At 56.6% G+C, this 13270-nt stretch carries 8 protein-coding genes; 2 read left to right on the top strand and 6 right to left on the bottom strand.

Annotated elements, in window-relative coordinates; translation table 11 throughout:
- Positions 1-208: 208 nt before the first annotated feature.
- Positions 209-2071 (bottom strand): DUF262 domain-containing protein, encoded by a 1863-nt coding sequence (locus tag LMG28727_RS19275; protein ID WP_201643901.1) that lies wholly within the window; start codon positions 2069-2071, stop codon positions 209-211.
- 273 nt (positions 2072-2344) lie between these two features.
- Between LMG28727_RS19275 and LMG28727_RS19270 the strand changes: the two genes are divergently transcribed.
- Positions 2345-3400, top strand: coding sequence for a helix-turn-helix transcriptional regulator (locus tag LMG28727_RS19270; protein WP_201643900.1), 1056 nt, complete (start codon positions 2345-2347; stop codon positions 3398-3400).
- 544 nt (positions 3401-3944) lie between these two features.
- Here LMG28727_RS19270 and LMG28727_RS19265 read toward each other — a convergent pair.
- The 5 genes from LMG28727_RS19265 to LMG28727_RS19245 form a co-directional block, all read right to left on the bottom strand.
- Entirely contained in the window at positions 3945-4784 is an 840-nt protein-coding gene (locus LMG28727_RS19265; RefSeq protein ID WP_201643899.1) for a ubiquinol-cytochrome C chaperone family protein, read from the bottom strand.
- 79 nt (positions 4785-4863) lie between these two features.
- The gene (locus LMG28727_RS19260) at positions 4864-5028 is read right to left on the bottom strand and encodes a hypothetical protein (RefSeq protein ID WP_201643898.1); all 165 of its coding nucleotides are present in this window, start codon (positions 5026-5028) and stop codon (positions 4864-4866) included.
- A gap of 47 nt (positions 5029-5075) precedes the next feature.
- Positions 5076-6560, bottom strand: coding sequence for a hypothetical protein (locus LMG28727_RS19255; protein WP_201643897.1), 1485 nt, complete (start codon positions 6558-6560; stop codon positions 5076-5078).
- An 8-nt stretch (positions 6561-6568) separates the two neighbouring features.
- Complete coding sequence (locus LMG28727_RS19250; protein ID WP_201643896.1) at positions 6569-7429, bottom strand: hypothetical protein; 861 nt, start codon at positions 7427-7429, stop codon at positions 6569-6571.
- Positions 7430-8649: 1220 nt separating this feature from the next.
- A complete protein-coding gene (locus tag LMG28727_RS19245; RefSeq protein WP_201643895.1) occupies positions 8650-9720 on the bottom strand; it encodes a COG3904 family protein in 1071 nt (356 codons plus the stop codon).
- Positions 9721-10382: 662 nt separating this feature from the next.
- On the opposite strand from LMG28727_RS19245, the gene LMG28727_RS19240 reads away from it, so the two are divergent.
- Complete coding sequence (locus LMG28727_RS19240) at positions 10383-13211, top strand: UvrD-helicase domain-containing protein (RefSeq protein ID WP_201643894.1); 2829 nt, start codon at positions 10383-10385, stop codon at positions 13209-13211.
- The last annotated feature ends 59 nt before the right edge of the window (positions 13212-13270 follow it).

The raw sequence follows: 13270 nt of genomic DNA, 5'->3' as shown, positions 1-13270 counted from the left end.
AAAGAGCGCGGCAGTCGCGAATCAAACCAGCCTGTTCATTTACGGAGTTCTTGCCGACGGCGCGGCGAGAATTCGCTCAGTTGCCGCCGACACAAGAGTGCTTCCGAATAATTTCGGTTATGCTCGATTCGTCGACGGTAGACAAGTACCAGCACGCGTCTAACCTACTCGCAGCGGTAAAAGCGGCCCGACTGGGCCGCACTGCCAGTTAGCCCCTCGCCCAGAGCTTCAATGCACGCTCCAACAATTCCCGACCGCGTGTTTCGATTGTTGACTCATCCCAGCTACTGAAGCGGTTGAGGACGCCATTTATCGGCGATACAGAGTGCGTGAGAATTGCATCACGCTTCGTCAGCCAGGCACCGTTTTTCATCGAACTGTTGAGACTTCCGGTGATGAGCGTCAGATTGCCGAAAGTTTGCACCAGTTCATTGCGTCGACGGCTTAGACTAACTCCCTGCGTTTCCTCCTTCGCGAACCACGCGTGCTCGACGCCCGCCGAGCCATCCTGTAGCGGCCAATGGGGCACCCATCCTTGCGGCATGATGTGTTCGACCGTGAGCGGAGCGTTGGTGCTTACGTTTTCCGATTTTGCTGACCGATAGGTTTCGCTGATGCGCCAAAGAACATGCGTCAATCGTAGATTGTTGAGAGAGTGATATGCGCTAATCCGCATCCAGGCGTCTGATACAGCGGCATCGTTAGGCCAAACGTCCGTTGCGTTTTTGAGTGACGTCAGGAATTCGCGGATGACCTCAGAACTGGCTCCCTTGGTTCGGATAGCTCGCGTCAGGCTCATAAAAATTCTGTTATATGCCTTTGTCTCCCCACCGCAGATTGCGCGCCGCACAAGATAGCTTTCAAGCATTTCAGCAGTTTCGGACATATCGACATCGCTAGCGCCCAAATCAAGCATCGCCAGAAGCGGCGGATAGGCCGTGCTGACGTCAAACAGATTGAGGAAGTGCGCCAGTTCGCCAAGCAGGGGGGATTCATGAGACACCGAGAGTGTGCGGAAATGGTCACGCTGTCGCGCGAGTTCAGCCAGCTCGTCCGCAACGGTGGCGAAAGGGTTTTCGCGTTCGACCCAGTGCTTGTATTCAACGAAGAGATGCTTGATTGGAATATCCCGTGCCTGCTTACTGGCAAGGTAATGCTGGATGAATAGGTCGCTGCGGGGACGACGCAGTCGGCCTTGCGTCACCTCTTCTCGCCAAAACGAGTCGTCGAAAGTAGACCAGTACTGCTCGTAAAGCTGTTCTTGTGGTTCGCCATGTCGAGCTGCCCGGAGGAAGATGTAATTTCGCAGCAAGTCTGCCGGTAAAAGCGGCTCGCCTCGTGCATTGAGAGTTTCGAAAATGACCTGAGCGTCATCGCCATCGCCCAAGTCAATCGCCACAACCTTCAGCGCAGTTTTGAGCGCCTCGAAGCATGCCTCAAGACGATGTTCCATCACGATATCGGCGCCGACAGGCGGCTCATCGGACGTACCTTTGAAGTATGCAGAGACTTGCTCATGGAAGAAGAGGTATGCCTCGACCATTCGTGGCCGTGGATTGAACCTTCTTGCATACGGTCGACGGGTTAAAGGATGAATTTTCTCAAGGGAAGATTTTGAGCCGGCTGTTAGTACGTCCATGAACTGAGGACGGTCAGAAAGCGTCGGCCAGACCTTGAATTTCTCGACCTCGGGTTCGGCCATTCTGCCCGAATTAACGGTGTACTTCTCACATTCCTCAGCGAACTCTTCCAGACCCTCCTCGCGGCAAAAGTCACGAAAAGCGGCGAGAAAAATCTGCAGCGTGGTCAGGCGCTGTTGCCCATCGATTACGCTACGCCGCTCGACCCGGCCAACGTGAGTCTGCTTCTGGTCCAACACCATGGCACCCAAAAAATGGACCGGCGCATCCCGTCGGTCTTCAATAAACTCAGTGAATTTCCGTGAAATGTCTTCCCATAGCGGCTCCCACTGATGTTCCTTTCCCCAAACATATTGCCGTTGAAACATGGGTATTTCCAGTCGCATCTTCCTTTCGAAGATGTCGAGTAATGCAATCGCATTTGCGTCCATCAGTGGTCCCTCAGCGTTCGTTTTGTATTGGCGACTTGACTTGCCCGAACGCGATGATAGCCGGGATAAAGAATGCTTGAAACCTGGCGGCCTCGGTGCGCGCAGTTTCATCAGTACACGGTGATGCCCCACGGCGCGACACGCAGCGGACAAGGCACGGCCCGCGGCCGCCGCTTTTTGCTCAATTGCATCGTAGAATTCCGGTCTGGCATGCGACGGGCGCGGGGGAACATACGCCCCAAATAATATGCATTCAGGAAAAGAGAGCAAGCAATGACCACGGGCCTAAAAGAAGCAATCCTGCGCATCCTGCCGACTGAGCGCGATGCGATTGCATGGATGGGCACATCGGAAGTGCGGCACCAGCTCGAAGAGCGCGGACACCGCACTTGCTATTCGAAAAAGGTCTTGCGCGAGCTGGCGAAGCTGGAAAAGGAAAAGCTCGTTCTGTCCACGATAACTGGGCGCGAGCTGATGTGGCAACGCAAACCGTGGTTACAGGGCGCACGCGACAGCGCAAGCCGCATGGGCGCATCCGAGGCCGTGGCATTTCATATAATGAAGCGCTTTGCCGGCAACAAGCTGCCTGCGGCCGTTACACGCGATATCGAGCCGCTCTTTGCTGCCGCGGAGGTTCGACTCTCCCAAGAAAAGGCGGACAGCCGGATTTACCGGGAATGGCCCGACAAGGTCGATTCGGTCGACGGCACCTTTTCCCTTATCCGGCCGAGTCTGCGTGAAGATATTTTCCATGTGATTACGACCGCGACTTTTTTCGAAAGAGAAATGTCTGTGCGGTATCGTCCTGCTGGAAAGCCCGAGACAGAAGAGCTCAAACCGAAAACCCTGTGGCCCCTTGCCCTAGTTGAGTCCGCCGGCATCATGTATATGGTTGCGCAGGACCCATCCTTCGAACCGCGTAAGGACAAGCCGAAGATTCAATGGCTGCGCAGCCTATTCCGGGTCGACCGGGTTGTCTCGGCGGCTGAGTCAGGCAAAACGTTCGCCTACCCCGAGGACTTCAGTCTGCGCGACTATATCGAGAGCGAGCAGGCGTTCAACTTTCTGACGGAGCCCGCGGTTCAGCTAAGTATTGCCTTTGATGGGCACGCTGGAAGCCATCTCCGCGAAACGCCAATGTCGAAAGACCAACGAATTGAAACGCTCGCCGACGGGCGCATGATAGTGACCGGTACTGTCATCCCGAGTCTGAAGTTGCGCTGGTGGTTGCGGTCGTTCGGCGCAAGCGCCGAAATCCTTGCTCCGGCCGCCCTGCGCGAGGAATTTGCCGCCGAATATCACAGACTCTCCAAGCGCTACGGCAGTTAGTAATCGCCACCCGCTGTGTCACACTTGCCTCCGCCTCTGACACCTCGGCCTTCCAGACGACCCCGTTTCGGCGGACAAGTTTTGTCTCGATGAGCAGGAAGAATGCGCCTGTTGCGGCTCAACAGGAGCAGGAAATTCCAATGAATCCAAACATAACCGGACCGGCGGCCGTTGTTAGTCCATACACCGCGAAGAACATAGACGAGGCCCTCACGCATCTCGAGCGCGTCCTGTCGGTCGAGGGCGCGACGACTGTGCTCGGGCGACATTATTGGCACGGGAGGGTTGCGCAGATTGGCGCGACTTTGGGACTGACGCCTAGGCAGCGGGCACGTGTAGCACGGTTGCCACAACTGTTAGCGGATGCCCAGAGTGCGCAGTGCGAGAACTAAGGCGGGGATTTATCCTGTCACGTAACTAGGCAGCCGAAAGCAGCGGCAAGAAAAGGTCCTTCGCGCTCTTGGACACCGTTCTTCGAACAAAAGCGCGCCCACGACCGCATCGTGGTGCGCCTTGACATATTGCGTTATTGTCTTAAACCACCTTAAAAACTGGACGTTGTAAGCGCTGTCGACGGAGCGACCTTCTGAGGCATGGGGTTGCCACACTCGGAGCAGAATTTTGCTTCCTGTGTGTTAATTTTCGTACATTTGCTGCACCGGCACTCAAGCGCAATTCTCAGGGCCTTTTGCCGGATGTGCGCCACTTGCACGACGCACGGAACGGTGACACGATAGGCAGCACTGGCCAGTTCGGCGACTGTCCATATGCCTGAGAGGGCTACGCCGAAAGGGCCAATAAGCACGGCCGCGCCGCGCGAAGCGATGACGCTCATCGCAAGCGGCAACCCGCGGCCAATGACTGTGGAGGCCATAGCACTCGCAACAACCATCGACATTGCGTACATACTCATTCCAGCAGCCATCCCCGACGCTGCTGTCGATGCTCCAAACGAGCCCATTGACGTAGTGAACTCTCGCAGGTCGCGGGCCGACATTACTCGGACAGTGTCGTTGTAGAGTTTTTCAATAATGGCTTCCTCAATCGTCCTCGCGTCGGCACCTTTGGCGAAAGTGACTTTCAAGTGGCTGCCGACATCGCTCGCGAGCTCGTTATAGGACACACCCTTGCCGCCCCGGAACAGATTAGCTATTGAGTTACCACCGAAAAGCAGTATTTCACTGGCAATGGCACCTCGGTCAGCCGCGCGGTAATTGCGTGCATTCTTGCAAGTGACGAAACGCTCGCGCACATCCTTGGCGAGTGCCACACGCCCGTTGCCATTGTCGGTAATGTAGTCGACCAGCGCATCCAGGTCGTCAACGTCGGCGGACTGCAACAATGCTGCTAGGTCTCCTGAATCTTTCAGAAATGCCGTATCCAATTTGTATCCTTGAGGCACAGTGTGTGCGCCATGTTTCGCTGGCAGCGCTGTACGGCCGCTGTGAATGTAGTCGCGCCGTTCAGACGGTCGCGGTTTGCTGTTTGAATATCTCGACCACGGCGGCAAGCAGTGCTGCTACAAGAAAGCAGACGAAGGCCGCGGCTAGCGCCGTGCCGAGCAGCGTGCCCAGAATCTCGAGACAGCCGTAGAGCGCGGTAGTGAGTGCAGTCCAGAAAATCGTCATCTTGTTATCTCCGTTAGGTCCGAGAATCCAATGGTGCTTCGGCGCGTTCAGGCGCCAGTCATGAATGCGTCGAGGTCCGACTCATTCCTGATAAGAAGCGCTTCATGCACGCCATGCGCACGCGCGAGCGCGAGGCTCGCATCGAGCAGGCGCACATTGGCCGACAGGTCGAACGCAATCGTCGTGAGCTCGCCCAAGCGGTCGAATTCCTCCTCAAGGAAGTTGAGGACCTTGCGCACCTCATCATCAAGTGCCGCTACGATTCTGCTCATCCGTTCCGCCAGACGGTCGGTAACCTCCCGGGCTTTTTTGCCAATGAAGGTCGACAAAAGCTTGCCGGCGATGGAGCCCAGCACGGCGCCAAGCACCGGCACCGGGATAAGTGTCTGACCTGCAGCGGTGCACAGGCCCACGATGGCTGCATCGCTGCACACGAACATCCCGTTGTCGATGAGCGCGTCCAGAGAAAGTTTGCCGGCATGGTAGTCAGCTACGAGCGACGCCATTCCTTTTGCCGCGCTCACGAATGCACCTGCGAACGGGGCGGCCATCTCAGCGCAGTTGGTCAGCGCGTAGATGGCGCCGCCCGCAAAAGCGCCGCCGGCAGCACCCTTGACAGTGGATAGGCCGACCTCCTTCCAGTCCTCCACGGTAAAGTCGCCTGCGAAGACGTTTTTTCCATCGCGATACTTCTTCCAAACGTGCATTGTCAGGCTGAGTGCAGCACCGACTGCCGCGGCCCCGCCCGTTGCCTTCAATCCTTCGGCCAGCGATGGTTCGTGCTCAAGGGCAATCTGGTCCTTGAGCGCCTCATTCTGCTCCTTGAGGTCCTGCTCGTGATGGTCGACTGTTTCACCAACCTTGCCGAGTTGCACTTCGCCGTATGTCGACACGGAAGGCTGCACGACTTCAGTAAACGGTTTGCCAGTCGAAAGTTCGATTTGCGCGACCTTCTCATGAATGGCGCGTACGGTCTTTTCGCTGAGCTCGCCGTGATTACCCTTTAGAACATCAAGAATCTGCGAGTGCTGGTCCTTGGGAATGTGATAAAAGCCGTCTTTACCAAAATCGCTGTACGTATCCATGTGTTCAAGGACATGCTTGAGGCTGTTATTGGCGCCGTTGATGAACTTCGACTGAACGTCGATTCCGTTGATACGGTAGTCCATGGGCGCTGTACGTCCTACCCCCTCGAACGTCGCGCCGGGCATGATTTGGGCGAGATAGTCGCGCGAACGACGCACGGCAACCTCGACATGCTCGGCGACCTCCCCGTGCTTGGTATCCATGCGGCCCAAAATCTTCCCGGGCTCTCCGATGAATTCTCGCAGCCCCGCCATCGCAGCCATTGCGTTTTCGAACGCCTTGTCCTGCGCGGACTGCAGAACAGCCTCAGCCGCCACTCGCGCCCCATTGACTGCGTCGACCACGATGCCCGCAGCCTGGTCGGCCAGCGAAGCCGTGCCGGTTAGGGCCGGGCCGCCGTAAAACGCAGCCGCCCCTGATATCCCGATTGTGGAGTCGATAGTCATATTGGGCCTTAGGAAGCGTTCGACATAATGGTCTTGTTCAGCAGAGACGACAGCGAGCGCACGTGGTTGATGAGCGAGCCCAAGGCATCCTTGCTTTCCGCGGAAAACTGACTGTAGTCCTTGGGCGCAGTCCGCTTGAGCTTCCCGAGAAGCGACTTCATCCCGATGGTGTGCGTGAGCGTCAAATGCCTGAGGATTTCGATTTCGGCTGCGGCCATCTTGAGCGACGCGATGCCCTTCTCGATAGGCGCTCGCTTGGCGTGAGCTTCCTCAGCGACCTTTCCGTTTGAGCGCCACACAAAGAGTCCGCCCCCGACGACCGCCGCACCCGCAAGAGTCCAACCGACCGGGCCTGCTAGTGCAAGCAGTGCGCCGCCGGCGGACATTCCACCACCGCCCGCAGCCAGCGCGCCGCCACCAAGCCAAGCCAGCGCCGCGTTCGTCGCGGCTGCACCGGATAGGGAGGCGATGGCGGTACCCGTAGACGCAGTGCCGAATGTCGTGGCAACAGCCATGGCGGCCGTCGGAGCCAACAATGCTGTCGACGCACCGGCAGCTACGCCTACCCCTGCGGCCGCACCGCCCGTCACGTTGATGTCATGCAGTTGACGGTCGACCTCTGCGATGACACCTTCAAACGTGTGATACTCGACCTTGAATTCAGAAAACGCACGGCTGAATTCTTTCGGTGTCGAAGCAAGACCATTCACGTACGCTTCGACGTCGCCAATCAGTAGTTCACTGCTCTCGCGACGCAGGTTGTAAAGCCCCGTGGCCAGCATCTGGACTTCGTTCTGGCGTTTGTCATAGTCCTTAGCCGCCGCTTCAAGTTGATTACGGGCATTTGACGCAGCCTCTCTGTTCAGCATGTATCTCTCCGTTTTTAATCTTGTCTTCGTCAACGCGACGTCAACCCCGGGCCACGTATCGCGTTGGGTACGTACTGCAAAGGCATTCTTCCCTTTTGCATTGCCAAAAGTGACGCAAGGGACCCCATCGACTAACGGCACGATGCGCAGAAAACTTTAGGCTGTGCCGATAGCCAACACACACGAGTCAAACAGAAGATATTTGTCCCAAACTTGGAGCCCGATTGTGAAATGAGCTCAGGACAAAATGTGTCCCGATAGGAATACCCTTCACGAAAAGTTGTTCCGTCAGTCTCGTCTATTCAACGCAACGCGTTGCTAGCCGGACAGGAATTGTCTCGCTGGCCCGTAATCATCCGTGCTAGTCGACAACTTTATGGAAATCGGAAGAGATGCCACAGACGAACGCAGGGGTCAGCAAACTCGGCGAATTCACGGTCCGGGAACTCGCGAGACTTCATATTCTGAATGAGGCGTTGCAGGAGGCTGAGCATTGGATTCGTGAGCACTTGTTGGGCGAGCAGCACAGTAGCGAATCAGACTCGAACACTGTGGGACCCTCGCACATGCTACCGGCATCGGATTGGTCTCCGAGGTTCACCGTTAGCGCCTCATTGGTCTGCGTGACCGTTGCTGCTGAGCCCGGCAGCGCAGTTATCCAAAGCCCCGCCGCACCGACGGACTCCACAGCGGTACCAAGACAGGTTAGCGTGTATATGGACGCGAACGAAACACCGCTAGCAGATGAGAGCTTGTTCGGTCTTCGACCCTGCGCTCTATTCAGCGCGCTCTTTACCGACTTGCGCGGCGATTGGCTGCAGATGCTCGACGTGAGCGCCCTGAAGGTGAAGTTGGGCGGGTCGGCATGTCGCGAGTTTGAGGTTGCGCCGGTTCTTGCACCACGAACCTCAAATCTTTCTTTTGGTCGTGCGCGACTTCAGGCCTGTGCTTGCTGCCATCGTAGGCTGGATTAGAGCAGCGCGTAGCGCAGGCTCGCTAGGACGCGCTTCACTATATCAATGAGGTCTCGAAGTGGTCGCAGCAGCAATTCGCATACTACTACTCACGCAGGTACCACTCGCCAGGTCCCTAGACTTCGCTCAATGTGCGGTTCGTAGGCGGGTGGGTCCTATCGTGCCATCCTCTCGCTGCCTACATTCTTGGTACATCGAGACTTGCGGGCCGGGTCAGCGTAATAGGCTTGTCGTGGCGATGCTCGGCTAACGGTCGCTTTGCGGATGGAAGCTGCAATTGCTCACAAAATCTCGGACTTTGTCGCGGACACCGCTGATATCCACTGCGCCGGTATGCCCAACAGCTCCGTCTGCTGCGACCCAAACCGTAATTGTCGTCGAGGCCAACAGTTTCTGGACTTCCGCGGGCGCGAGAACACGTGTTACCCAAATTGTTGAGTCATTCGGCATTAGGCCGTCGTCCGCGTTGCCCTTTCGCCTCGTTTGTATTGTCTGCTGGTCGAACGTGAAGAAGGACTGTGTAGCCCAATCGTACACCTGCTTCGCATCTTGCGAGTTGGTAACGATGCCCCCCATCAATAGAATCCTGTCGCCGCGAGCGCAGTTGAAAATGAAGCGAGCGCTGTAGCTCGTATATTTCTGCTCGATGCGAAGGTACGTCGAGCCGTTGACCTGCTTGAGCTCTGCAGTCGTTGGCTCTATTCCGTTGTTGGAAAAATGGAGCTTGTTGGCTTCCGCTGCGCTCAACCAGAAAATGTCATTTGGTTGAACGGACGCCGATGCAGAAAATGCCAACGCATCAACACCCATGCGTTGAAGATACGCAACCAGCAAGCCGCTGACCTCCTGACTGGTCCCATTGCCGATGTCACCACCCTCCGAATAGAATTGGTGGATACCGAGCCTTGTGTTGCCGCCTAAATAGTATCGGCCCCGGCCGCCAGCAAAAGCATATGCGCACGCACTCGCGCAGATGCCGCTTGTCACCATTCCCCCTTGAAGATATGTCGCAATACCGGTGTCGAATCCAAGTTTCCTGATGGTGTTGCCTAGCGCAACCCCTCCCATAAGCGAACCGCCCGGTGAGTTAAATAACACCATGCCTCGCTCGATGTGATTTGCGCGAGCGAACCGTTCCAACTCGCTGGCGCTGGAAGTGGTTATCTCACCCCCCGCATAGATTCGAGTCGTGTCACCGTGTTGGTCCATCCACGTGACGACATCGGGGAGGTTATGTTTGGGCGCAGTGAACGACATCGCATTTGCATCGCTACCAGCGAGGCCAAAAATCAGGAGAATTAGGCTCAGTGTTTTCATGTTTTTTGCAGGCCGTATTGCCCACAAAGTTCGCGCCAGCGTTGGTGACTTCGCTGCCGACCTTTGTTCTAATCGTGGGCGGTGAGGTGTTTCTGGAACGACAACTTTGTCCTTATATTATATTTGTCAATTCCGTCTGGCTAGAATTGGGACGCTATTGAGGAGCTGAACATAAGCGCGCCAGCCTGCCAGTTGCATGCTTGTAATCCGGTTCCTCGTCGAGGCCGGGTGTCGTCGCTGTGAACTACGCGCTCTGACGGAAAAACGCGTGAAGAGTTGGCGGGGGCAGTGACGGCCGGCAAACACATCGACATCGAAGACACGAATCCTTGGCGTTGATAATGTTCCGCTCGCATCGGGTTCCAGTTTTTGAAATCGCAGGGCCGAATTGCATCGAAGTCTCCGGTGATGGCTGCATCCGTATGATGCGGGGAGGCTGAACTCGCAATGGCGAGAGCCCCACAACAGGTGTGAGACCGTGAGCCGTCTTCGCTTTGTCGTTGAGCTATAAAGTTACGTCAAGACAGCCGAGTATCGTCAAACCCACGAACGATACTCCTTCACACGGCACCTTTCGTTTTCCCGTCAAACCGGCTACCGTACTCATTTTTGAGATACGACCTTCGCCAGCTAGACGTCTGGCTTCGCGTCGGCTAACTACGATGACGAGCGCCGATAACAAAAACCAGTGGGTACCTTCCCATTACGGCCAGGTATTCACAAAATCGAAGAACTGGATTTTGAGTCTGGCAGACGGTGCTCTGGTTCTCTTCGTTGAAGGGAAGCAACAGGTTACGCTCACACTGGACGGCAAAAACAAGCCCATTATCAAGCAAGGCTTGTTCTGGACGGACATCACCTTTGGGGCTGGCAAGCCAGACTCAGTCCGCATCGATGGGCTACCAAACAAGCTGGCAATTGGGCTTGAAGACGCAATCTCGGCGTGCGAGCGTCTCTATGTGTTCAATCACGCATATGGCGAGATACTGGCGTGGCTCAAGACGGCTGGTGCCCACGTGGCGAAATGCGAAAAGGAAAGACGCTGGATACCGCAGAGCTGGCAGGCCGGATTCGAATCGCGGCGACCGCGCCTGAAAATATCCGAGGAGGAACTTTGGAGACTTTTCAAAGACCCGGCAATCCGTGCCAGCCTTTCCGATGACACGGGTCGCATCGAAACGGCACTCAAGAGCTGGCGAAGTGACTGGCCGGCCTATTGGGCGCGGAGAAATGAAGCGCATGCGAAGCGGGAACTGATTGCCTGCAAGGACCTGTTTGACCGTGTTGAAAGCAAACCGCTGTCTGAAGAACAAGCGCGCGCGGTGGTCTGCTTTGAGGACCGCCTGCTGGTTGTTGCCGCTGCCGGGTCCGGCAAAACGTCGACCATGGTCGCAAAAGCCGCCTACGCAATCGACCGTGGCATCGTTCGCCCCGACCAGATTCTCCTGCTGGCATTCAACAAAAAGGCCGCAGACGAGCTTCAGACACGCGCAGCCCAGTCGTTCAGTCGACTCGGCATGAACGATGCAGCAGTTGAAGCGCGAACCTTTCACGCGCTGGGGCTCAGCATCATCGGCAAGGCAACTGGCGAAAAGCCAGATGTGCCGGACTGGGCAATCGACGCATCGTCCGGTCAGCAAAAACTGATGGGAATCGTCGACGCGCTCAAAGACAGCTCGCCCATATTTCGCACGAACTGGGACCTCTTCCGGGTTGTGTTTGGTCAAGACCTGCCGAAACCTGGCGAGCAAGGTGATGCCGACTTCATCGACCGCGATGGCAATGCAAAGATGCGAACTAACGACGGCAAGTTTGTCCGCAGCCAGGAAGAACGCATCATCGCGAACTGGCTGTTCTACCAGGGCGTCGAGTACGACTATGAACGACCTTACGAGCACAACACGAGGACGGCCGAGCATCGCCAGTACAAGCCCGACTTCTACTATCCGGACATCGGCCTTTACCACGAACATTTCGCGTTGGATGCGAGCGGTGAAGCCCCTGCTCACTTCGAAAACTATCTTTCTGGCGTAGTCTGGAAGCGAGAAGAACATGAACGCCGCGGGACCGCGCTCGTAGAGACGACATCTCACCAGGTCCGCACGGGTAAATTCGCGTCAATCCTCGAACTCGCTCTCACAGAACGTGGAATTTTGCTTGACCCGAATCCAGACCGCCCCGTCCCGAAGTACGGACAGCGCCCCATGGATAGCGCGACGCTGGTCAAGCTCATCCGCTCGTTCATCGTGCATACGAAGAGCAATTCACTGTCGGTGGACGATTTGCGCAAGCGTCTTGGCGACTCGTCCAAGGATACCTTCGTTCATCGTCACCGGATGTTCCTTGACCTTGTCGAGCCGATACTCGACGCCTGGAACGCCGCACTGGTGGCGGAGGGTTGCATCGACTTCGAGGACATGTTGAACCAGGCGGCCGAGCACGTTGAAAACGGTCGATACATATCACCGTATGGGCTCGTCATGGCTGACGAATTCCAGGACGCGTCGCGCGCCCGGGCGCGTCTCTGCCGGGCGCTGGCGAATGCTCGACTCGGGCCGGCGCGAATGACATTCGGGACCTTAAGCGGGTCGGCGGACTTCCATATGCTCAAAGCGCCAGCTCCCGTAACTCATCGATACTTCTTCGCCGTGGGCGACGACTGGCAGTCCATCAACCGCTTCGCCGGCGCCGACGTTTCGGTGATGACTGGCTTCGCGGAGTGGTTCGGCAAATCACAGGTGCTGCGACTGGAGCAGACATTCCGATGTCCGCAGGCGCTCTGCGATATATCGAGCCGGTTCGTAACGAAGAACCCGCAACAAATCAAAAAGAACGTGCGCTCGTCGACGCCCGCTATCGGCACAGTGCTGGAGGCATTTCAAGTCAAGACGCGGTTCGACGTCCAGAGAGCTATCGATGATTATCTGGCGAACCTGCATCGCGGTATCCTGGATGGGAGCGTTCCTCGTGCGCACGACAGAAAAGTCACCGTATTCATTCTCGGCAGGTACAACGCTGACAAATCTGCGCTCCCAGCGGGATGGCAAAGACGCTATGGACAGGAAATTGCGTTGTCGTTTGTCACCATGCACAGTTCGAAAGGCGCCGAAGCTGACTACGTGATTCTGCCCGGAATGCTCAGCCGCGGATTCCCTAATACGCGAGAGGACGACCCGGTTCTGGCCCTCGCGATGCCCGGTACTGACCCATATCCATTTGCTGAGGAGCGGCGCCTCTTTTACGTCGCACTCACGCGTGCCCGTCGCTCGGTAGCGATGTTCACAGTCGCGGGTCAGCGCTCCTCGTTTCTGACAGAGCTACTCTCGGAAGGCGCTGTCAACGTCACGTCGGCACGAGAAGATGAAGATGCGGAGAATACGTGCCCGGCGTGCGGTACCGGACAAATCGTCACCCGTGAAGGACGTTACGGGCCGTTCCTTGCATGCTCCAACTTTCCGGCATGTCGATACAAGCCCCCTGCAAAAAATTAGGCTCGACGTCTTTAGCTTTCAGGGCCTGCCCTTGCCGCATGCGTTTCGGTAACCCGCTG

Origin of the sequence: Paraburkholderia metrosideri (genome assembly GCF_904848625.1) — a bacterium.
Lineage (GTDB): Bacteria > Pseudomonadota > Gammaproteobacteria > Burkholderiales > Burkholderiaceae > Paraburkholderia > Paraburkholderia metrosideri.
The sequence above is the reverse complement of the archived record's forward strand: the minus strand, read 5'-3'. Positions and strand labels throughout refer to the sequence as shown.